Genomic DNA, 21,920 nt, shown 5'->3' on the forward strand with positions numbered 1-21,920 from the left:
TATCACTTAGTTTTTTTCTATTAATAATGTTGATTTACGCTTCGGGCGGACGCTTTCCGCGGGCACGGCTTCAGCCGCTTCCCTCGCTTCGCTCAGTCCAGGGTCTTCAGCTCGCGCTGTTCCCGCTGGAGTCGCCGCCCTCCGCTTCAATCAACGGTAACTTCTACTAAATGAAAGAGGAGATGGATAGTAATGATGAAGAACCAATTTACGACGCTAACAGTTGGAAGCGCTATCCTTATACCTGTTGGTCCCTCGACATTATCCAGATTATCTACCCTTTAGTAGAAAATCTTTATTCATCCATTGGGAGACTCAATTAAAAAATCCTATGGCGCTGAAGAAGATGACATTGCATACGTTAGATTTTCAAATACACACATAGTCATTATTTCTTGTATATCTATTTGGCATACTTATATATTAAGAAGCACTTGTTGTTTGGAGTGCAGACGCTCGACTCCTGCGGGACTAGCATGAGTCTTGAGACCCCGCAGGGCGCACGCCTTTCGCGTCCGAGGAGGCTCAAGCCATGCCCGCGGAAAGCGAGCGTCGGAACGGAAAGCAACAGTCTGTTGACATACTCGGCACCTTTAATCATCTAAAGTACCAAGAAATTAGTAAAACACTTGACTATAGATAAAAACTCGTCCGCCCGTAGCCGAAATCAACAATTCTAAGTCTCGAATTGCTGAATTTAATAAATAGTATGAAAGGACATCGGCGAATTCGTCGATGTCCTTTTTGAATTAACGATTATTTGAAACGATCTTGAACCCTTCCTTTTCGTCTATCACGTCGTAGCAGGAAACCTGCAAAGAAGGCAAGACCTGCACCGAACATGAGGAAGCCCACCGTGAATTGTAGCCAGATGAAAGGAAATGGAGCAAATTGGATTCCGAAAAGTGAATCACGCATGAGCTTAATACCGCCTGCTGTGATAAGAATAGGAATCAGAAGTACGATGAATGCCGCCATACGAGCCATAATATCAATCTCCTTACCAAATATAATTTTACCTGCTCAACAATTATTGTCAAGAACAGAACAATCGTGTATTATGAATATAGATTTGCAAAAGATTGCATGGTGCAAAAAGGAGAATGAATATCCTTGCAAAATGTACTCATTGTTGGAGCGGGATCCGGGGGCACGAAAATACTGAACCTGCTCTTGAACTCAAATTTCATGAATGTGTCGGCAATTGTCGATATTGATGAACAGGCACCAGGACTTGTAATCGCCAAGAAACTAGGAATCTCGTATGGCTCCGATTGGAAGCTTTTCTTGACTGATGAAGTCCAAATTGTTTTTGATGTATCTGGAGACAAAGCAGTTTTTGATGAATTGATGAAGAGCATCCACATGAATACGGTATTAATTCCCGGATCTGTCGCGAATCTACTCGTAGGACTATTGAATGAAAATGATCAATACATCCGTAAGATACAAACGGAAATGGATAGGCAGCGTCTCATATTTAATTCAATTGATGAAGGCATGATTGGTATCGATCATAAAGGGATTATTGATTTTATTAATGAAAGCGCTTGCATGATGTTAGAAGTTTCTGATTTCGACGCAATCGGCAAATCGATTACTGACATTATCCCAGACAGTAAATTGGTCAGAGTACTTTCGTCCGGACGCTCCGAAGTAAATGAAGAGTTGATTCTGCGCAACGGAGTGAAAATTGTAAGTTCCCGTTATCCGCTCATTTCCACGGAGGGAAAGACATTTGGTGCATTTGCAATATTTAAAGATGTGTCCGAGGTTGTCAAGCTCGCAGAGGAAATAACTGATTTGAAATCAGTGAAAACGATGCTGGAAGCGATCATTCAATCTAGTGACGACGCAATTTCGGTTGTTGACGAAAAAGGGAATGGCATACTTGTCAATCCGGCGTACACTCGGATAACAGGCTTATCTGAAGACGAAGTGATCGGGAAACCGGCGTCTGTCGACATCAATGAAGGCGAAAGCATTCATATGAAAGTATTGCAAACAAAAAAGCCAGTCAGAGGCGTGAATATGAGGATTGGGGAAGATAATCGGGATGTCATCGTAAACGTGGCTCCTATTATTGTAAATCAGGAAGTGAAGGGAAGTATTGGTGTCATTCACGATATCACTGAAATGCGAAGCCTTATGAAGGAACTTGATTGGGCAAGACAAACAATCCGAAAATTGGAGTCGACTTGTACATTCGACGATATCCATGGCAGCTCCTCTGAGATCAATCTTGCTATCGATCAGGCAAAGGTTGCATCGAAATCGGATATTCCGGTCTTACTACGAGGGGAAGCAGGCTCAGGGAAAGAATTGTTTGCGAATGCGATTCATAGCGGTAGTGACAGGAAGTCAAGTAAGTTCATCCGTTTGAATTGTGCGGCAATTGATCCTTTTGTAATAGAGAAAGAAATCTTCGGGGATAACGTAACTCATGACACAGGTGCTACATTCAGGGCGGGATTATTGGAGGAAGCAGGTAAAGGGACTCTTTTTTTGGACGAAGTGACCAATTTGCCATTAGCCGTCCAATCAAGACTCCTTGATTACCTACAACTTTCAATGACCAATAGGAGAAGTGAGGCATCGACTGAGACAGCTCGAATTATTGTGGCTTCTACAAAAAACCTTGAAAAGTCAATTCATGAAGGTACGTTTAATGTGGATTTGTATTACATGCTCAATCGGTTGTCGATTCAAATACCTTCATTACGAACGAGGAAATCGGATATTCCGGAAGTCGCACTTCAGCTATTGAAGAAGCTGAATCAGGAGTTTGGCATGAATGTAGAAAGCATTTCTGAAGAAGCTATGCAAAGGCTGCAAAAATATGAATGGCCAGGAAATGTACGGGAACTTGAAAATGTCTTAAGCCGAGCAATGATTTTTATAAAGCATGGAACAGCTGTCATAGGGGAAGAAGATATAAGAAGGTCCCTTTCCACAAATGAGGTTAAAGCCGGGGAAGTTGCCATTCCCGAAATCAGTACACTGGCCACAGTTATGGATGATTACGAACGAACCGTACTTGAAAAGGCTTTGGCTGAACATGACGGGAACAAGTCATTGACAGCAAACCGTCTTGGCATTTCATTGCGTTCCTTATATTATAAATTGGAGAAATACAAACTCATCTGAAGGAGGCTGCTCATATGTCGACGCTGGATGCTTTAGTCGAAAGAACGGCTTCTTCTGGTACACGGGTCGTATCCGTTGCATGCGCCGCCGATTCGGCAGTGTTAGAAGCAGTGGAAATGTCGGTCATGAAAGGAATTGCATCCTTTCTTTTATTTGATAATGAAGAAAGGTTGCGACTGGCGATTAAAGACCATTTTCCAGAACTGTACGGACATCCTTACATCACCCTAATCCATACTGACAGCAACGAAGAAGCGGCGGAAAAATCCGTACGTGCCGTTTCAAGCGGGGATGCACAAGTGCTAATGAAAGGCAACTTGCCGACTGCACTTATTCTGAAAGCCGTATTGAACGGAGAATATGGGTTACGGACCGGAAAAATCCTCTCCCATGTAGCGGCTTTTGAAGTGGAAGGCTATGACAGGTTGCTTTTCGTCACGGATGCTGGCATGAACATTGCGCCCACTTTGGAAGAGAAAGCCCAAATTATCCGGAATTCGGTTGCCGCCGCCAGGGCATGTGGCGTAAAAACGCCGATTGTCGCCCCACTTGCAGCAATCGAGACAATCAATCCGGTAATGACACCCACGACTGATGCAGCATCGCTTGTTGTCATGAATCAAAGAGGGCAAATTAAGGACTGCATCATCGATGGCCCACTTGCATTGGATAATGCAGTTTCCATCGAATCCGCCAAGCACAAGGGAATAACGAGCGAAACTGCGGGGCTGGCGGACATTCTCGTAGTGCCTTCAATCGAGGCGGGAAATATCTTATATAAGTCACTCATGTATTTCGCAAAAGCGAAAGTCGGCGGCATCATACAAGGTGCCAGTGCTCCGATCGTATTGACATCCAGATCTGATAGCGCAGAAAGCAAGCTGTACTCGTTGGCATTAGCCATTCAGGCATCTAAAAACTAAAAACGGATATTCCGGAGGAGGAAATGCATTATGGAAATTTTTAACTATATGGAAACTCACGATTACGAACAGTTGGTTATTTGCCAAGACAAAACTTCAGGGTTGAAAGCGATTATCGCAATCCACGATACGACTTTAGGACCTGCTTTAGGCGGTACTCGCATGTGGACATATGCGAGTGAAGAAGAAGCAATCGAGGACGCACTTCGACTAGCAAAAGGAATGACGTATAAAAATGCCGCTGCGGGACTCGATTTAGGTGGCGGAAAGACGGTCATCATCGGAAACCCGAAAACGGATAAAAACCCAGAGATGTTCCGCGCATTCGGCCGCTTCATAGAAGGGTTGAACGGAAGATATATTACAGCAGAAGATGTAGGTACAACAGAAGAGGATATGGATTTGATTCATTTGGAGACGGATTATGTTACTGGCGTTTCCGCAGAGTTTGGTTCTTCGGGCAACCCTTCGCCTGTCACGGCGTTCGGTGTTTATAAGGGGATGAAGGCTGCAGCGAAAGAAGCATTCGGAAGTGATTCTCTTGAAGGCAAGACAGTAGCTGTCCAAGGCGTTGGAAACGTCGCCTACACATTATGCGAATACTTGCATGAAGAAGGCGCAAAGCTGATTGTTACTGATATTAATAAGGAAGCTGTTCAACGTGCTGTTGAGGCTTTTGGCGCAACTGCCGTCGATACCGACGAAATTTATTCGCAAGAAGCGGACATTTTCGCTCCATGCGCATTGGGCGCCATCATCAACGACGAAACGATTCCACAACTAAAAGTGAAAGTCATTGCTGGTTCAGCGAATAACCAATTGAAGAATCCGGAGCACGGCGATACAATCCATGAAATGGGAATCGTCTACGCACCTGACTACGTCATCAATTCCGGAGGCGTCATCAATGTGGCTGATGAGCTTGCTGGCTATAACCGGGAACGTGCATTGAAACGCGTCGCTGGAATTTACGATACGATTGAAAAGATTTTCGCGATATCAAAGCGCGATAACATTCCATCGTACGTTGCAGCGGATCGACTTGCTGAGGAACGTATCGCCCGTGTTGCCAAATCACGTGGACAGTTCCTGCAAAACGAAAAAAGTGTTCTTACACGAAAAAAATAATAGCAAATCATTCCCTAACAGGTGCACCCCGAGAGGAGGATGACCGTGCGAAAAATGAGGTACCGGATTCTCGTCATAAACCCCGGATCCACATCAACGAAAATCGGTGTGTACGATAACGATCAAATCATATTTGAAGACACATTGAGGCATCAGGCGGAAAAGCTTGCACACTTCGATTCGGTCATCGATCAATATAATTTTCGGAAAGAGGCCATCTATTCTTCTATGGAAGTTGGCGGCATCCGCATGACGGAATTGGATGCTGTATGTGGAAGAGGAGGATTACTCCGACCGATTTCAGGCGGTACATATTACGTCAATGAAGAAATGCTCAATGATTTGAGAAAAGGCTTTTCCGGTCAACACGCTTCAAATCTTGGCGGCATCCTAGCAAATGAGATTGCTTCTGAAGCAAATATCCCTGCATTCATCGTCGACCCGGTTGTTGTCGACGAAATGCAGCCGCTTGCCCGTATTTCGGGATTTGCACCAATCAGCAGAAAATCAATTTTTCATGCACTCAACCAGAAAGCGGTCGCCAGAAGATATGCGAAGCAAGTCGGCAAAGGTTATGATGAGCTCCGACTGGTTGTCACTCACATGGGAGGCGGCATAACAGTCGGGGCACACTGTTACGGTAAAGTTATAGACGTCAACAACGGCTTGCACGGTGATGGGCCATTCAGTCCTGAACGGTCGGGTACAGTACCAATCGGCGAACTGGTAGATTTGTGCTATTCGGGAACTTATTTCAGAAAAGAGATCATGGCAAAATTAGTCGGACAGGGCGGTCTTGTCGGATATTTAGGTACGAACGACGCTGTGACTGTCGAAAAAAGAATAGAAGCTGGCGACTCAAATGCGGCTTTAGTCTATGAGGCAATGGCATATCAAGTCGCAAAGGAAATTGGCAGCGCGGCAACAGTGCTCGAAGGCAAAGTCGATGCCATCCTATTGACTGGTGGCCTCGCATACGGCAAGGAGTATGTTGAAATGATCAAAAGCCGGGTCGGCTGGATATCCGAAGTAGTAACCTATCCAGGTGAAGACGAGTTGCAAGCCCTTGCTGAGGGTGCTCTACGGGTCCTGAATGGTGAAGAGCAAGCAAAAACCTATCCTGCTTGATGGATAGCAAGAGGAGGCCATGAATAAAGATGGCAAACGAATATGATGTTGTAATTTTAGGCGGAGGCACAGGCGGTTACGTCGCCGCAATACGCTCCGCACAATTAGGCCTAAAAACGGCACTAGTTGAGAAAGATGCACTTGGAGGGACTTGCCTGCATAAAGGATGCATCCCAAGCAAAGCCTTATTAAAAAGTGCTTCCGTGTATCAAATGACGAAAAATGAAGCTGCCCAGTTCGGGGTTGATACGAATGGCGCATCATTGAATTTTGCGCGTGTCCAGGCAAGAAAGGATGAAATCGTCCAACAATTGCATAAAGGTGTCATCGGGTTAATGAAAAAAGGAAAGATTGATGTATATGAAGGGCACGGCCGCATGTTGGGACCTTCGATTTTTTCTCCGATGCCAGGAACGATTTCCGTTGAAATGAACAACGGGGAAGAAAATGAAATGCTCATATTGAAAAACCTCATTATCGCAACCGGCTCGAGACCCCGTACTTTGCAAGGGTTGGAAATCGATGAACAACAGGTGCTTTCTTCAGATGGAGCCCTCCAGATGACGGAACTACCGAAATCGATCCTTATTGTCGGCGGAGGAGTCATCGGAATCGAATGGGCTTCGATGTTGAATGATTTTGGCGTCGAGGTCACTGTAATTGAATATGCGGAGCGGATCATTCCTACGGAAGATGAAGACATTTCAAAGGAAATGAAAAAATTACTGACGAAAAAAGGCATCACATTCGTAACTGGAGCGAAAGTGGCCGCGGACAGTCTCTCAAAAACAGAGGAATCTGTCACGATATCCGCTGAGTTAGCAGGTGAAATGAAAGTGTTCACTGCCGAGAAGATGCTTGTTTCAGTTGGACGCCAAGCGAATGTAGAAGGAATCGGCATTGAAAATACGGAAATTCAAATTGAAAACGGTTTTATTAATACAAAGCCCACATTCCAGACGAAGGAAAGCCATATCTATGCAATTGGTGATTGTATAGGCGGACTTCAGTTGGCACATGTAGCTTCCCATGAAGGCATTGCAGCTGTTGAGCATATCGCCGGTATTTCAACAGAACCGATCAATTATACGAACATTTCCCGGTGCATTTATTCAAGTCCTGAGGCGGCAAGCGTTGGTCTAACCGAAATGCAGGCAAAAGAACAAGGCTTTGATGTCAAAGTTGGAAAGTTCCCATTCGCTGCGATCGGCAAGGCACTTATTAATGGAAATGCCGATGGATTTGTGAAAATTATCGCCGACAAAAAATCAAATGATATTTTAGGTGTCCATATGATAGGCGGGCATGTGACGGATTTGATTTCTGAAGCAGGTTTAGCAATGGTGCTCGATGCAACTCCATGGGAAGTAGCTTCAACCATCCATCCGCACCCGTCTCTATCTGAAGTAATCGGGGAAGCATCCCTTGCTGTGGATGGAATAGCAATTCATATGTAAAGAAATATCGGAATCGGCTGTCCGTACGCATTCGAACACCGATTTTATGCTTGGATAAGAAGGGGGTTTCTAAAATGGCAAAAACGCGTCATGAAGAATTGGGATTGACGAATGAAGATGCATTGGAAATATATGAAACGATGGTCATGGCAAGACGGTTAGATGAACGTATGTGGCTACTGAACCGTGCAGGTAAAATTCCGTTTGTCATTTCGTGTCAAGGGCAGGAGGCCGCTCAAGCAGGAGCTGCGTATGCACTCGACAAAGACAAGGATTGGATTGCACCTTATTACCGTGATATGGCAGTTGTCCTTCACTTTGGAATGACACCGAAGGAACTTATGCTTTCGGCATTTGCAAAAGCGGAAGATCCAAACTCTGGAGGTCGCCAAATGCCAGGTCACTTCGGGCAACGGAAGAATCGTATCTTGACGGGCTCATCACCCGTGACGACACAGCTCCCACATGCAGTGGGCGTCGCGCTTGCTGCGAAAATGAAACAAGAGGATTTCATCACATTCGTTACATTAGGGGAAGGGTCGTCCAACCAAGGCGACTTCCATGAAGGGATGAACTTTGCAGGTGTCCACAAACTTCCGACAGTGATTATGGTCGAAAACAATAAATATGCAATTTCCGTTCCAGTTGAAAAACAGTTGGCTTGTGAGAACGTCTCTGATCGTGCCATTGGATATGGCATGCCTGGCGTGACTGTCGATGGTACAGATCCACTTGAAGTATACAGGGTAGTTAAGGAAGCGGCTGACCGTGCCCGTAATGGTGAAGGGCCGAGCCTCGTTGAAACAATCTGCTATCGTCTCACAGCGCACTCTTCAGATGATGATCATCGTTTGTATCGGGATTCAGAAGAGCTTGAAAACGAACGGAAGCATGATCCGATCCCTAAATTTGCAGCGTACTTAAGGGATGCTGGCATCCTCGATGAAGCGTATGAAAAAGAAATGGAAGAACGTATCATGGCGATTGTCAATGAAGCGACCGACTATGCAGAAAAAGCACCATATGCAGAACCGGAATATGCGCTTCGCCATGTTTATAAAGAGGAAGGGGGGAACGAATAATGGCCGTCATTTCGTATATTGATGCAATTACACTTGCCATGAAAGAAGAAATGGAAAGAGACGAAAATGTATTCGTTCTTGGAGAAGACGTTGGAAGAAAGGGCGGCGTTTTTAAAGCGACAAACGGCCTTTACGATCAATTCGGTGAATACCGCGCGCTTGATACGCCTCTTGCAGAATCCGCTATTGCGGGTGTAGGAATCGGAGCCGCCATGTATGGAATGCGTCCTATAGCTGAAATGCAGTTCGCGGATTTCATTATGCCTGCTGTAAACCAAATCGTTTCCGAAGCGGCGAAAATCCGTTACCGTTCCAATAACGACTGGTCTTGTCCGATTGTCATCCGTGCACCTTTCGGTGGCGGAATCCACGGAGCATTATACCATTCCCAATCAGTCGAATCGATGTTCGCCAGTACACCTGGCTTGAAAATCGTCATCCCTTCGACTCCTTATGACGCAAAAGGATTATTGAAAGCGGCAATCAGAGACGATGATCCGGTCCTGTTCTTCGAGCATAAACGGGCATACCGTTTAATCAAAGGGGAAGTTCCTGAAGAAGAGTACGTACTGCCAATCGGAAAAGCGGATGTGAAGCGCGAAGGGGACGATATTACAATCATCACCTACGGCCTCTGTGTGCATTTCGCATTGCAAGCAGCGGAAAGACTGGCTGAAGATGGAATTTCTGCTCATATTCTTGATTTGCGGACAGTTTACCCGTTGGATAAAGAAGCCATCATTGAAGCGGCTTCCAAAACCGGAAAAGTGTTGCTCGTCACAGAAGACAATTTAGAAGGCAGCATAATGAGTGAAGTGTCAGCAATCATTGCAGAAAACTGCCTATTTGATCTCGATGCCCCGATCAGACGTCTTGCAGGTCCTGATATTCCAGCAATGCCTTATGCACCGACTATGGAGAAATTCTTCATGGTCAACCCGGATAAAGTTGAAAAAGCTGCACGAGAACTAGCAGAATTTTAATCGGAAGGAGGTACTAGGATATGACAATAGAAAATATCGAAATGCCAAAGCTTGGAGAAAGTGTCACAGAAGGAACAATTGAAAAGTGGTTAGTGAAGCCAGGGGATACTGTCAATAAATACGATCCGTTGGCTGAAGTGAACACGGATAAAGTGACTGCCGAAATCCCTTCCTCCTTCGCTGGAACAATTAAGGAAATTATCGTTCAAGAAGGCGAAACTGTAGAAGTTGGCATCGTCGTTTGTACAATCGAAACGGAAGGGGGCGCAGAAGCTTCGGTGGAAGCTGTCCCTGCGAAAGAAGAGCCAGCGAATGAAATGCCGGCAGCAGGCTCACAGAAACCTGCTGCACCTATTAGACGTGAATCTGGAGCAGCACGCTATTCTCCTGCGGTCATGAGATTGGCACAAGAAAATAATATTGATCTTTCACTTGTCCAGGGTTCTGGGAATGAAGGACGCATCACTCGTAAAGATATCCAACGAATTATCGATAGCGGTGAAATTCCAACCGCAGAAGCAGTGCAATCCGAACAGTCATCGAAAAACGTTGAACAGCAGGCTGCGGCTCTAGTACAAAGCGCTCCTGCTAGCAAGCCGGCAGAGCCTGTCTCAATTCCGACCGCTGCAGGTGATATCGAAATTCCGATTACAGGAGTGCGACGTGCGATCGCGACAAATATGCTCCGCTCCAAACACGAAGCGCCACATGCATGGACAATGATCGAAGTGGACGTAACGAACCTTGTCCAGTATCGTGACTCCCTGAAAAATGAGTTCAAGCAGAAAGAAGGCTTCAACCTGACATATTTTGCTTTCTTCGTGAAAGCAGTTTCCCAAGCCTTGAAGGAATTCCCAATGATGAATTCTATGTGGGCAGGAGACAAGATCATCCAGAAAAAAGATATTAATATTTCCATCGCAGTTGCTACCGAAGATGCATTATACGTCCCGGTCATTAAGCATGCCGATGAAAAAACAATCAAAGGCATCGGTCGTGACATCAATGATCTCGCATCAAAAGTGCGTTCGGGCAAGTTGAAGGCCGAAGAGATGCAAGGCGGGACATTCACTGTTAATAACACTGGTTCATTCGGTTCCATCCAATCAATGGGTATCATCAACTACCCACAAGCAGCAATCTTACAAGTCGAATCAATCGTCAAACGCCCTGTCGTTATGAACGGCAATATGATTGCCGTGCGCGATATGGTAAACCTCTGTCTATCACTCGATCACCGCGTGCTTGATGGGTTAGTGGCTGGTCGTTTCCTTGCACGAGTAAAGGAAATCCTTGAAAACATCACATCAGAGAATACATCTGTCTATTAATAAGCAGAAGGCTGTCCCTCCTAATCGCGAGGGGCGGCTTTTTTCAATTTCTCTACCTTTCCAATTCCCTTTTGCGCTTTCAAACAATTGGTGAGTCAGGTAAACTATAAGTAGATGAAGAATATTCAGATGCACTTTACATATTTTATGGATGGCCTGAAAGCCTACTACTATGCTCAATATGAGAGGAGCAAGCTAGATGACAATTGATAATATGAAAAAAACGAAATTTGAAAAAGCGGATTTTAAACAGTGGAAAAAAATTGCTGTCGACTCCCTGAAAGGGAAGCCCTATGAAAAAATGAAAACATCAACATTAGAGGGCTTTGATCTTGAACCTCTTTACGTTGAAAGGCCTGCCCTCGAGAGCTCATCAATCGTCCGATCCATGAAACGGAATGCCGGTTGGATCATTGCACAGCAAACTATTGCTTACAGTGGTGATGAGTTCCTGGAACAATTGAAAGATTCAATCGAAAAAGGGAATGAAGCTATCGTATATGACGGGATTCATCAGTTTAATTGGAATGACGATCAGCTATTACAATTGTCTTCATATATAGCTGAATATCCAGTATTTCTTTTCAACGTCCGTAATGATGACACGATTTTAAGGGCATTTGATTTTGTCCATCATGAGGTGCGCGAGAAAGTAACGGGAATTATTCAAGTGGACGATTGGATCATGCCTGTTGGTTATACAAATATCCGGACAGCAGGGTCAGACCTATGGAAAGTTCACCATCAAGGCGCTGATGCAGTCACAGAATTGGCAATCGCATTGGCAGAAGCTTCTCGAATCGCAGCAAGCTCGGACAGTTTTCATAGTTTCACAAACAACTTCTTCGTCCGTTTTCCGATTGACACTCATTTTTTTATGGAAATCGCTAAACTTCGTGCTTTTCGAGTGTTATGGCAAGCGTTCGCACAAGCTTATGATGTTGAAGAACCACCATTCATACCCGTATTTGCAGTAACATCTCTACGTTCTTTTTCAAAGCTCGATCCGTACGTCAACCTTCTTCGAGCGGGAAATGAAACATTCGCCGCTGTTTTGGGCGGTGCTGATATGATTCAAGCACATCCGCATAATATATTGACTGGACCCAATGCAAGCTCCATCCGACATAGTCGAAATATGCAACTCGTTCTAAAAGAAGAAACGCATGTTGAAAAAGTTCTTGACCCTGCTGGTGGCTCTTATTTTATTGAACAACTGACAGAAGAACTCGTAGAAAAATCATGGAAACTGTTTCTGGAAATCGAGAGCAAAGGCGGTATCGATAAATTCCTTGAAGGCGGCCAGTTAGAGGGAAACTTAGTAAAACTTCAAAAAGAGACAGCTGTAGGTAAACGAGTACTTATCGGAACGAATGTGTACGCTGATCTTACAACGACGAATTTTGATGATTGGAGTGGCTTATATCCAGTAGCTCGTCTGGCAGAGCCGTTTGAAAAACTCCGTCAATCATTTAATGAAAATCAGCCGAAAACCATAATACTGACTTTCGGCAAACTGAAAGACTTTAAGCCTAGTGCGGACTTCGTAACTAGTTTCTTGGCTTCCGGCGGAATCGATAGCAGTTGGAGTCCTGCTTTCGATAGTATTGAACAAGCAATCAAATGGTTGGATAGTGAAAAACCCGAATATGTAATTGTCTGTGGAAATGATGAAATTGTATCAGCCGGAATGGAAAGTCTCCTTGGAAAGCTGCCAACGGAAATCATGCTGGATGTGGCAGGGAAATTCGATGAAAAAACATTGAACAAATGGGAGCAACTGGGCCTCAATGGCTTGATTTTCAGCGGCCAGGACAAAATAGAGAAATTACAGAACGTACTCAATTCGTGGCAAGGAGGGACCCGGAAATGAAAAAACCTGACTTCAATAAAGTTGACATCAACAAACTGATTACAGCTGTAAATCCTTGTGTAAACGAAACGCCTTTTCTTACGAATGAAGGTATTTCAATCAAGTCAAATTACACAACTAAAGATGTTGAAGGCATTTCTCATTTAGGTGACATGCCGGGCCTCGCTCCGAATACGAGAGGTCCATACCCGACGATGTACGTCGCACGGCCGTGGACTGTGCGTCAATACGCCGGTTTCTCTACAGCCGAAGAAAGTAATGCTTTTTATAGAAGAAACTTGGCGATGGGACAAAAAGGCTTATCGGTAGCTTTCGACTTGGCAACTCACCGTGGCTATGATTCAGATCATCCCCGGGTGACAGGTGATGTCGGAAAAGCGGGAGTGGCAATCGATTCTGTAGAAGATATGAAAATCCTATTTGACGGAATTCCCCTTGATCAAATGTCCGTCTCGATGACAATGAATGGTGCAGTTTTGCCGATAATGGCCTTTTACATCGTTGCGGCAGAGGAGCAAGGTGTAACTCCGGAAAAGCTTGCAGGTACGATTCAAAATGATATTTTGAAAGAATATATGGTTAGGAACACTTATATTTTCCCTCCGGAAATGTCGATGCGCATCATCGCCGATATATTTGAGTACACTTCCAAAAACATGCCGAAATTCAACTCGATTTCGATTTCGGGATACCATATGCAAGAGGCGGGAGCAACGGCTGATATCGAGCTTGCCTATACACTGGCAGACGGGCTTGAGTACGTTCGTACCGGATTGAAAGCGGGAATTGACATCGACTCATTCGCACCGCGTCTATCTTTCTTTTGGGCGATCGGAATGAACTACTTCATGGAAATCGCAAAAATGCGGGCGGCACGCAATATTTGGGCGCAGATGATGCAGTCTTTCAATCCGTCCAATCCTAAATCCCTTGCATTGCGGACACATTCCCAGACATCAGGGTGGAGTTTGACGGAGCAGGATCCTTTTAATAATGTCACTCGCACATTGGTGGAAGCGAATGCTGCGGCAATGGGACATACACAGTCCTTGCATACGAATGCACTCGATGAAGCGATAGCACTGCCGACGGATTTCTCTGCACGGATAGCAAGGAACACCCAATTGTTCCTTCAAGAGGAAACGAATATGACGAAGACAATCGATCCTTGGGGCGGTTCCTATTACGTAGAAAGGCTGACCGCTGACTTGATGGAAAAAGCATGGGAGCTGATTGAGGAAATCGAAGTCTTGGGCGGCATGGCAAAGGCGATAGAGACCGGTTTGCCAAAGATGAAAATCGAGGAAGCAGCTGCCAAACGTCAAGCGAAAATCGATTCCCGCACGGAAACGATTGTCGGTGTGAATAAATACAGGCTTGAAAAGGAAGAGCCTATCGATATATTGGAGATCGACAACTCCGTCGTACGACAAAAACAAATTGCTCGGATTCATCAGATGAAAGAATTGCGTGATGAAGCCAATGTAACCGCCTCTTTGGAAGCACTGACAGAGGCTGCGCGCGATGGAAACGGAAATCTACTGGCGCTATCGGTAAATGCAGCTCGTGCAAGGGCGACAATCGGAGAAATATCCGATGCAATCGAGAAAGTATCCGGTAGACACAAAGCGGTTATCCGATCTGTAAGCGGCGTCTATAGTTCGAATTTCTCGAATTCGGATGAAATCCAGGAAGTGAAAGCGATGGCTGAGGAGTTTTTGGAAAATGAAGGCCGGCGTCCCCGTATCCTCATTGCGAAAATGGGGCAGGACGGCCATGACCGAGGGGCGAAAGTGATTGCTTCGTCATTTGCCGACTTAGGATTTGACGTCGACATCGGTCCTTTATTCCAAACTCCGGAAGAGACTGCCTTGCAGGCGGCGGAAAATGACGTCCATGTGATTGGGGTCAGTTCGCTTGCTGCTGGGCATAAGACGCTAGTTCCAGAGTTGCGGAATGAGCTGTCGAAAATCGGAAGGGATGACATCCTGATTGTTGTCGGTGGAGTCATTCCCGCACAGGACTATGATTTCCTGCGGGAAAATGGTGCAACGGCCATTTTCGGTCCGGGAACGGTCATACCTGTTGCAGCGCAAAAAGTGATAGAGGACATCTATCGCGCGCTTGGGTACGAGGAAGTGATGGATTGAGCAAGAAGGAACACTTCCAGAACGACAGCGCAATGCATGTAATGAACGGCATTGAGTCGCAGCATGATGGCATGGTGGCACAAAAGCGCAAACGATTTGTGAGAATAGAAAAAAATATCGACATCAATAATTTGTATGAAGAAATCAGCAAAGGCTCAAGACTGCACTTATCAAAGGCAATTACCCTTCTGGAAAGCCAGGCGGAACCGGATCAGAAGGCGGGGCAGGAATTATTAAAGAGATTGCTGCCAAATACAGGAAATAGCATTCGGATCGGCGTCACTGGAGTACCCGGTGCGGGAAAGAGTACATTCATAGAAACGTTTGGACTTCAATTGGCTGAAGCCGGACATAAGGTCGCCGTGCTTGCAATCGATCCGAGTTCAACAGTGACAGGCGGGAGCATTTTAGGCGATAAGACAAGAATGGAGGCACTCGCAAAACATCCGAACGCCTTCATCCGTCCTTCGCCGTCTTCCGGGACTCTCGGTGGCGTGCATAAAAAGACGCGTGAAACGATGCTGCTATGCGAAGCTGCAGGATATGACATCATTCTCATTGAAACGGTCGGCGTCGGCCAAAGTGAAACCGTTGTTAGGGGAATGGTCGATTTCTTCATGTTGCTCGTTTTGACAGGTGCAGGTGATGAGCTTCAAGGCATGAAAAAAGGGATCATGGAATTGGCTGATTGTATGATCGTCCACAAAGCTGATGGAGATAACGTTAAACTCGCTAGTAAGACGGTAAGGGAGTACCGCCAACTTCTCCATTTCCTCCAGCCGGCAACCCCAGGATGGACGACGACTGCATTGCCTGTGTCATCGCTGGAACGCACCGGCTTTAAAACAGTGTGGGAAACAATAAAAACGTTCCAGGACGAAATGGAGGCAAGCGGAGTCTGGAGAGCAAGAAGGCAGTCCCAGACGAAAGATTGGTTCCATTCAATGATAAGGGATCGATTGATCGATAGTTTCTTTTCGCAGCAAGGGAAAAAAGAGTTGGTTACCGAACTTGAAAAACACTTGCTTACAGGTGAAATGACAGTTGCAAGTGCAGTTGATAAAATACTTCCCATGAAGTGACTTCAATGGATGGTTGTTCGTCAAACCAGTCAACTATGTTTCTAAATCCGGTTTTTTGCAAGTGTAACAGTCAACTGCTATGATGAAATTATATTTTGAAAGGGGCCGATCCGAATGACTATGGATTTCAACTTTTATATGGAAGATATTACGAAGCAAGCACGGTCTGAAATGGAAGCAAGCGGGTATGAGCAATTGACAACGCCCGAGGAAGTGGAAGCGGCATTCAAACGACCAGGCACGACTCTCGTCATGGTGAACTCCGTTTGCGGATGTGCAGGCGGAATTGCGCGTCCTGCTGCAGCACATGCTGTTCATTACGATAAACGTCCGGATCACCTAGTTACTGTTTTTGCGGGTCAAGATAAGGAAGCGACTGCATATGCACGCATGATTTTCGGTGAAGACCATCTTCCTTCATCTCCATCATTTGCTTTATTGAAAGACGGAAAGGTTGTTGCGGAAGTCGGACGCTATGAAATTGAAGGCCATGATCCGATGTCCGTCGTCACAAACCTTCAAAGCCAATTTGAAGAACATTGCGAAGAAATATAAAAAAACAGTCCTTCGGGACTGTTTTTTTGTACTTATAAAAGAACGCTCAAACCAATCAGGACAGTTGAAGCGACCATAGCGGCAATCATTAAATAAACAACGACTTTTTGTACTTTTTTATTGCTCATCGGACAAATCTCCTCGCGTTATAGATAATTCCATTTTAACAGATTCCCTAAAATTCTCAAGATGTAGCGGATTTAATTAGAAAACGTTACAATGGATTGAAGGAGGCGTTCAAATGAAAAAAGTGGATCATATCGGAATTGCCATTAAAGATTTGAAGAATGCGCTGCCATATTACATAGAAACATTAGGGTTGAAACTGCTTGGAATTGAAGAGGTTGAAAGTCAAAAAGTCAAAGTTGCCTTTCTCGATGCTGGCAATTGTAAAATCGAGCTACTTGAGCCGATCGGAGAAGATGGGGCGATTGCGAAATTCCTTGAGAAACGCGGGGAAGGCATCCATCATATTGCATTCGGTGTTTCTGACATACGGACAAGAATGGAAGAGTTGAAGGAAAAAGGCGTGCAATTACTGCAAGAGGAGCCGAAGCCGGGCGCAGGCGGTGCAGAAGTAACCTTCTTGCATCCGAAGTCATCTTTCGGAGTGCTGTATGAATTATGCGACAAAGGGGATAAGCCGAATGGACATTTATGATAAAATCAATGAATTATACGATAGGAAACGGGAAATCGAACTAGGCGGAGGAGATGAACGGATCGCCAGACAGCATGAAAAAGGGAAGTTGACAGCCCGTGAACGGATCAATCTTTTGCTGGATGAAGGTTCATTTGTCGAATTGAATCCTTTCGTCATACATAGGACTCGTGATTTTGGCATGGACAAGCAGATTGGGCCAGGAGACGGCGTCGTGACAGGATACGGGAAGATTGACGGACGTCCTGTTTATTTATTCTCACAAGATTTCACTGTTTTCGGCGGCGCTCTAGGAGAAATGCACGCCATGAAAATTGCGAACGTCATGGACTTGGCCGCGAAGAATGGCGCACCATTCATAGGTTTAAACGATTCAGGAGGCGCGCGTATTCAAGAAGGTGTCGTATCACTCGATGGTTACGGTGAAATTTTCTATCGAAATGCGATTTATTCAGGAGTCATCCCTCAAATTTCTGTCATTTTAGGGCCATGTGCAGGTGGGGCGGTCTATTCCCCTGCTATCACCGATTTTGTATTCATGACGGACGAAACGAGCCAAATGTTCATCACAGGTCCGAAAGTCATTGAAACGGTGACAGGTGAAAAAATCACATCTGAAGATTTAGGTGGATCAAAAGTACATAATTCAATTAGCGGGAACGCCCATTTCCGCGGCAAAGATGAGAAGACGGTTTTGGAACAAGTGCGTCATCTGCTATCCTATCTTCCGCAAAACAATGATGAAAAAACTCCAATGCTCGATACAACGTCGGAGGAAGACTATCGAAACGATCTGGCGGATGTCGTCCCTTACGAAACGATTCGCCCTTACGATGTACGTAAAGTCATCGAACAAGTTGTCGATGAAAATTCATTTCTCGAAGTGCAGGCGGAATTTGCGAAGAACGCAGTTGTCGGTTTCGCACGGATGAGAGGCGAGTCTGTAGGGTTAATATGCAACCAGCCGAAAGTGATGGCGGGAGGGCTGGATATCAATTCATCTGATAAGATTGCCCGATTCATACGCACATGTGATTCATTCAATATCCCGCTGATCACGTTTGAAGACGTAACAGGCTTCTTCCCGGGAGTGAAGCAAGAGCATGGGGGCATTATCCGGCATGGAGCGAAAATCCTTTATGCTTATTCGGAAGCGACCGTTCCTAAAATTACGGTCATCTTGCGAAAAGCATTCGGGGGCGCATATGTTGCATTGAACTCGAAGGCAATCGGCGCGGACGTTGTATATGCATGGCCGAATGCAGAAATAGCCGTCATGGGGGCGGAAGGGGCAGCAAACATCATTTTTGCACGTGAAATTGCAAATAGCGATAATCCGGATTCGACGAGAGCCGACAAAATCGAAGAGTATAGGGCGAAGTTTGCAAACCCGTACGTCGCTGCTTCCCACGGGATGGTAGATGATGTGATCGATCCAAGGGAGACACGCATCAAACTATTGCAGGCGCTTGAAATGATGAGGAATAAGCAAGAGACAAGACCAAAGAAAAAGCACGGTAACATACCATTATAAAGGATCGAATACGAAGGGGAGAGATGCATAGTGAATGCACAACGTCTATTGGATGAGTTTTTTGAGCTTGTACAAATTGATTCCGAAACGAAACATGAAGATAGAATTGTCACTGTTTTGAAAGAGAAAATTGAGAGATTCGGTTTTGCAGTTATTGAAGACGACACAAAAGATGTTACTGGACATGGTGCAGGAAACTTGATCGCAACATTGAAGGGCACTATCGAAGGTGCACATCCTATCTATTTTACATGCCATATGGATACGGTCGTTCCCGGAAAAGGGATCAAGCCGGAACTGCGTGAGGACGGATATATTTATTCGGATGGCACGACGATTTTAGGAGCGGATGATAAAGCTGGAATTGCCGCTTTATTTGAAATGGCTAGAGTGTTGAAGGAAGACGATATACCGCACGGGGATATTCAATTCATCATTACCGCGGGAGAAGAGAGTGGACTTGTCGGAGCCAAAGCGATGGACCCATCTCTACTGAAAGCGAAGTATGGGTATGCTGTCGATAGTGATGGGAAAGTGGGCGGCATTGTGACTGCTGCCCCTTATCAGGCTAAACTATGGACGACGATTCATGGAAAGACGGCACATGCTGGAGTTGCGCCTGAGAAAGGCGTTTCAGCAATCAATATCGCTGCCAAATCGATTGCAGCGATGACGCTCGGACGCGTAGATTCGGAGACGACGGCCAACATCGGCCGTTTCGAGGGCGGACAGGCGACGAATATCGTTTGTGACGAAGTTAGGATTTTAGCGGAAGCCCGTTCCATCAATTCTGAAAAGCTCGAGAAACAGACTGCCCATATGGTGGAAACGTTTGAAAAGACGGCGGCTGCCATGGGCGGTACTGCTGTAACAGAATTGAAACTTATGTATCCAGGCTTCAGCTTCGATGAACATGCGGAAGTTGTGCAAACGGCAATGGAAGCAATCCGTAACGTGGGCAGAGAGCCGGAACTTATGACAAGCGGCGGCGGAAGCGACGGCAACGTATTCAATGGAGCAGGCGTGCCAACTGTGACTTTATCGGTCGGCTATGAGGAAATCCATACGAAAAATGAACGGATGCCAGTGGAAGAATTGAATAAACTCACTGAATTATTAATTGAAATTGTACGCGTAGCGTCGACTAAGGGGGTATGAGTGATGAGCGATATGAAAACGGTTATCATTCAATGCGGTAAAGAGGAATACGCTTTGCCTGTCGATACTGTCGTCTCGATTGAAAAACTGGAACGGATAAATCCGATTCCGCATTTGCCCGATTACATGTTAGGATTGATGAAAATCAGAGGTGAATTGGTTCCGATTTTGGACTTTCAGCAAATTCTTTACGGAAATTCTGCAAAAGATGATCCGAATGCTAGGATTGTTGTCGTTCAAACCGAAAAGCTATTTATTGGGTTGCTAGTTCTTGACGCTAAAGAGATATTGGATATCCCTGAAAGTAAATTGACTTCATCCGGCTTGATGGCCTATTCAAAAACGCCATATTTCAAGACGGTCGCAAATTTGGAAGATCGGATGATCACCGTTGTCGACGCTGAAATTCTTTCTCGTACATTGACGGGGATGGATGAAATCGGGCAATATGTGCAAACAATGATAGATAAATGATGTAGAACCGGATGGTTGCATCCATCCGGTTTTTTGAACGAAGCGATGGAGGTGAGGCAAATGACATCTGTCCCGAATGCACAGACGAAAGTCATTCTTCATCTTGACATGAACAGTTTTTTCGCTTCCGTCGAGCAAGCGCATGATCCGAAATTGAAAGGGATACCATTGGCTGTTGCTGGAAATCCAAGAGAGCGGCGGGGCATCCTTGTCACTTGCTCATACGAGGCGAGGGCGCTCGGCATTTACACCACAATGTCAGTCGGCGAGGCGAAAAGGATTTGTCCCAATCTTGTCATCGTGCCACCCGACCATGAAAAGTATCGATTGGCTTCCAATGCTGTTTTTTCGATTTTGCGTTCATATACCGAGCTGGTTGAGCCTGTGTCGATAGACGAAGCCTATATTGACATAACAAATATCGGTGGGTTGACGAGAGCCGTTCAAATTGCAGAGCATATGCAACAGAGAATTCTTAATGAATTGGACTTACCATGCTCCATTGGAATCGCTCCGAATAAGTTTTTGGCGAAGACTGCTTCAGATATGAAAAAACCGATGGGAATTACCATCTTGCGTAAAAGGCAAGTGCCGGATGTTTTATGGCCGCTGCCTGTTATTGAAATGCATGGGGTTGGCAAGAGCACTGAAAAACGTTTGAGCGTAATGGGCATTGTGACAATCGGGGATTTGGCGAAAGCTGACGAATCATTGATCAAAGCCACAATGGGAAAAAACGGAACCCGACTACGAAACCGGGCAAACGGAATTGATTACCGACCAGTCGATCCAGATGCGGCGGAGGAAAGAAAAAGTGTCGGCAGCTCAACGACATTGCCGGTAGACGAAACGGAACTGTCTGCATGCCTTGAAATATTTAAGCGGTTGTCTGTAAATGTCGCTCAGCGATTAGACAGGCGGCAGCTGGCTGGTACGGTCGTCATGATCCAAATCAGGACGTCCGACTGGCGAAATTTCACGAGAAGCAGGACAGTACTTAATCCGCTTTATAAAGCGGAAGACTTATACAAAGAAGCCGCTGATCTATTTAAACGGCATTGGGAAAGGGATCCGATAAGGCTTCTAGGGATTACTGTTTCGAATGTTATTCCGATGAGTGAATTGAATGAGCAATTATCATTCGAGAACTACGAAAAATACGCTAAAGAAGCGAAGATGGATGAGCTCGTCTCGGAGCTCGAGAATAAATTCGGTCCAAACTCCGTTAAACGGGGGCTGGGAGAAAGGTAGGCA

At 45.4% G+C, this 21,920-nt stretch carries 20 protein-coding genes; 17 read left to right on the forward strand and 3 right to left on the reverse strand.

The features are described from left to right. Positions 1-6: 6 nt before the first annotated feature. Both M3152_RS06960 and M3152_RS06965 read right to left on the reverse strand, forming a co-directional pair. Positions 7-150, reverse strand: coding sequence for a hypothetical protein (locus M3152_RS06960; protein ID WP_251694451.1), 144 nt, complete (start codon positions 148-150; stop codon positions 7-9). A 606-nt stretch (positions 151-756) separates the two neighbouring features. Continuing rightward, a complete protein-coding gene (locus M3152_RS06965) occupies positions 757-987 on the reverse strand; it encodes a DUF2627 domain-containing protein (RefSeq protein ID WP_251624491.1) in 231 nt (76 codons plus the stop codon). A gap of 126 nt (positions 988-1,113) precedes the next feature. On the opposite strand from M3152_RS06965, the gene M3152_RS06970 reads away from it, so the two are divergent. The 12 genes from M3152_RS06970 to M3152_RS07025 all read left to right on the forward strand — a co-directional run bounded on the left by M3152_RS06970 (position 1,114) and on the right by M3152_RS07025 (position 16,839). Next, positions 1,114-3,147 (forward strand): sigma 54-interacting transcriptional regulator, encoded by a 2,034-nt coding sequence (locus tag M3152_RS06970; protein ID WP_251694452.1) that lies wholly within the window; start codon positions 1,114-1,116, stop codon positions 3,145-3,147. A 14-nt stretch (positions 3,148-3,161) separates the two neighbouring features. Then, positions 3,162-4,070: a phosphate butyryltransferase gene (gene yqiS, locus M3152_RS06975; RefSeq protein WP_251694453.1), complete on the forward strand. Its 909-nt coding sequence runs from the start codon at positions 3,162-3,164 to the stop codon at positions 4,068-4,070. 30 nt (positions 4,071-4,100) lie between these two features. Continuing rightward, entirely contained in the window at positions 4,101-5,198 is a 1,098-nt protein-coding gene (locus tag M3152_RS06980; RefSeq protein ID WP_251694454.1) for a Leu/Phe/Val dehydrogenase, read from the forward strand. 54 nt (positions 5,199-5,252) lie between these two features. Then, entirely contained in the window at positions 5,253-6,326 is a 1,074-nt protein-coding gene (buk, locus tag M3152_RS06985; protein WP_285847114.1) for a butyrate kinase, read from the forward strand. Between the two features lie 29 nt (positions 6,327-6,355). Continuing rightward, positions 6,356-7,783, forward strand: a complete 1,428-nt coding sequence (gene lpdA, locus M3152_RS06990) for a dihydrolipoyl dehydrogenase (protein ID WP_251694456.1) — start codon at positions 6,356-6,358, stop codon at positions 7,781-7,783. A gap of 74 nt (positions 7,784-7,857) precedes the next feature. Further along, on the forward strand, positions 7,858-8,865 hold the full coding sequence (locus M3152_RS06995; RefSeq protein ID WP_251694457.1) for a thiamine pyrophosphate-dependent dehydrogenase E1 component subunit alpha: 1,008 nt from the start codon (positions 7,858-7,860) through the stop codon (positions 8,863-8,865). Beyond that, positions 8,865-9,848 carry an alpha-ketoacid dehydrogenase subunit beta gene (locus M3152_RS07000; RefSeq protein ID WP_251624484.1) on the forward strand — a complete coding sequence of 328 codons (984 nt, stop codon included), beginning with the start codon at positions 8,865-8,867 and terminating at the stop codon, positions 9,846-9,848. Before M3152_RS06995 ends, M3152_RS07000 begins: the two co-directional genes overlap by 1 nt. A gap of 20 nt (positions 9,849-9,868) precedes the next feature. Further along, positions 9,869-11,179 carry a dihydrolipoamide acetyltransferase family protein gene (locus M3152_RS07005; RefSeq protein ID WP_251694458.1) on the forward strand — a complete coding sequence of 437 codons (1,311 nt, stop codon included), beginning with the start codon at positions 9,869-9,871 and terminating at the stop codon, positions 11,177-11,179. A gap of 199 nt (positions 11,180-11,378) precedes the next feature. Beyond that, positions 11,379-13,052: a methylmalonyl-CoA mutase family protein gene (locus M3152_RS07010; protein ID WP_251694459.1), complete on the forward strand. Its 1,674-nt coding sequence runs from the start codon at positions 11,379-11,381 to the stop codon at positions 13,050-13,052. After that, a complete protein-coding gene (gene scpA / locus M3152_RS07015) occupies positions 13,049-15,202 on the forward strand; it encodes a methylmalonyl-CoA mutase (protein ID WP_251694460.1) in 2,154 nt (717 codons plus the stop codon). The genes M3152_RS07010 and scpA overlap by 4 nt, the downstream gene beginning before the upstream one ends. 32 nt (positions 15,203-15,234) lie before the next feature. Then, complete coding sequence (gene meaB, locus M3152_RS07020; RefSeq protein WP_251695266.1) at positions 15,235-16,284, forward strand: methylmalonyl Co-A mutase-associated GTPase MeaB; 1,050 nt, start codon at positions 15,235-15,237, stop codon at positions 16,282-16,284. A 114-nt stretch (positions 16,285-16,398) separates the two neighbouring features. Further along, positions 16,399-16,839: a BrxA/BrxB family bacilliredoxin gene (locus M3152_RS07025; RefSeq protein WP_251624480.1), complete on the forward strand. Its 441-nt coding sequence runs from the start codon at positions 16,399-16,401 to the stop codon at positions 16,837-16,839. Between the two features lie 32 nt (positions 16,840-16,871). On the opposite strand, the gene prli42 is transcribed toward M3152_RS07025, so the two are convergent. Continuing rightward, positions 16,872-16,967, reverse strand: a complete 96-nt coding sequence (gene prli42 / locus M3152_RS07030) for a stressosome-associated protein Prli42 (RefSeq protein WP_251694461.1) — start codon at positions 16,965-16,967, stop codon at positions 16,872-16,874. A 113-nt stretch (positions 16,968-17,080) separates the two neighbouring features. Here prli42 and mce point away from each other — a divergent pair, with 113 nt between their 5' ends. From mce to M3152_RS07055, 5 genes are read left to right on the forward strand one after another with little or no spacing between them, the layout of a single operon-like run. Beyond that, on the forward strand, positions 17,081-17,500 hold the full coding sequence (gene mce / locus M3152_RS07035) for a methylmalonyl-CoA epimerase (protein WP_251694462.1): 420 nt from the start codon (positions 17,081-17,083) through the stop codon (positions 17,498-17,500). Continuing rightward, the gene (locus M3152_RS07040) at positions 17,487-19,034 is read left to right on the forward strand and encodes an acyl-CoA carboxylase subunit beta (RefSeq protein ID WP_251694463.1); all 1,548 of its coding nucleotides are present in this window, start codon (positions 17,487-17,489) and stop codon (positions 19,032-19,034) included. The genes mce and M3152_RS07040 overlap by 14 nt, the downstream gene beginning before the upstream one ends. Before the next feature lie 30 nt (positions 19,035-19,064). Next, positions 19,065-20,192, forward strand: a complete 1,128-nt coding sequence (locus M3152_RS07045) for a M20/M25/M40 family metallo-hydrolase (protein WP_251694464.1) — start codon at positions 19,065-19,067, stop codon at positions 20,190-20,192. A gap of 3 nt (positions 20,193-20,195) precedes the next feature. Next, on the forward strand, positions 20,196-20,666 hold the full coding sequence (locus M3152_RS07050; protein WP_251694465.1) for a chemotaxis protein CheW: 471 nt from the start codon (positions 20,196-20,198) through the stop codon (positions 20,664-20,666). 60 nt (positions 20,667-20,726) lie between these two features. Then, entirely contained in the window at positions 20,727-21,917 is a 1,191-nt protein-coding gene (locus tag M3152_RS07055; RefSeq protein WP_251694466.1) for a DNA polymerase IV, read from the forward strand. The last annotated feature ends 3 nt before the right edge of the window (positions 21,918-21,920 follow it).

The sequence above is a fragment of the Sporosarcina luteola genome, assembly GCF_023715245.1.
Taxonomy (GTDB): domain Bacteria; phylum Bacillota; class Bacilli; order Bacillales_A; family Planococcaceae; genus Sporosarcina; species Sporosarcina luteola_C.

Bases quoted from the DNA above. Each gene is read 5' to 3' on its own strand.
- M3152_RS06965 (WP_251624491.1), bottom strand. From the start codon at position 987: ATGGCTCGTATGGCGGCATTCATCGTACTTCTGATTCCTATTCTTATC.
- yqiS (WP_251694453.1), top strand. From the start codon at position 3,162: ATGTCGACGCTGGATGCTTTAGTCGAAAGAACGGCTTCTTCTGGTACA.
- M3152_RS06980 (WP_251694454.1), top strand. From the start codon at position 4,101: ATGGAAATTTTTAACTATATGGAAACTCACGATTACGAACAGTTGGTT.
- buk (WP_285847114.1), top strand. From the start codon at position 5,253: ATGAGGTACCGGATTCTCGTCATAAACCCCGGATCCACATCAACGAAA.
- lpdA (WP_251694456.1), top strand. From the start codon at position 6,356: ATGGCAAACGAATATGATGTTGTAATTTTAGGCGGAGGCACAGGCGGT.
- M3152_RS06995 (WP_251694457.1), top strand. From the start codon at position 7,858: ATGGCAAAAACGCGTCATGAAGAATTGGGATTGACGAATGAAGATGCA.
- M3152_RS07000 (WP_251624484.1), top strand. From the start codon at position 8,865: ATGGCCGTCATTTCGTATATTGATGCAATTACACTTGCCATGAAAGAA.
- M3152_RS07005 (WP_251694458.1), top strand. From the start codon at position 9,869: ATGACAATAGAAAATATCGAAATGCCAAAGCTTGGAGAAAGTGTCACA.
- M3152_RS07010 (WP_251694459.1), top strand. From the start codon at position 11,379: ATGACAATTGATAATATGAAAAAAACGAAATTTGAAAAAGCGGATTTT.
- scpA (WP_251694460.1), top strand. From the start codon at position 13,049: ATGAAAAAACCTGACTTCAATAAAGTTGACATCAACAAACTGATTACA.
- meaB (WP_251695266.1), top strand. From the start codon at position 15,235: ATGCATGTAATGAACGGCATTGAGTCGCAGCATGATGGCATGGTGGCA.
- M3152_RS07025 (WP_251624480.1), top strand. From the start codon at position 16,399: ATGACTATGGATTTCAACTTTTATATGGAAGATATTACGAAGCAAGCA.
- prli42 (WP_251694461.1), bottom strand. From the start codon at position 16,967: ATGAGCAATAAAAAAGTACAAAAAGTCGTTGTTTATTTAATGATTGCC.
- mce (WP_251694462.1), top strand. From the start codon at position 17,081: ATGAAAAAAGTGGATCATATCGGAATTGCCATTAAAGATTTGAAGAAT.
- M3152_RS07040 (WP_251694463.1), top strand. From the start codon at position 17,487: ATGGACATTTATGATAAAATCAATGAATTATACGATAGGAAACGGGAA.
- M3152_RS07050 (WP_251694465.1), top strand. From the start codon at position 20,196: ATGAGCGATATGAAAACGGTTATCATTCAATGCGGTAAAGAGGAATAC.
- M3152_RS07055 (WP_251694466.1), top strand. From the start codon at position 20,727: ATGACATCTGTCCCGAATGCACAGACGAAAGTCATTCTTCATCTTGAC.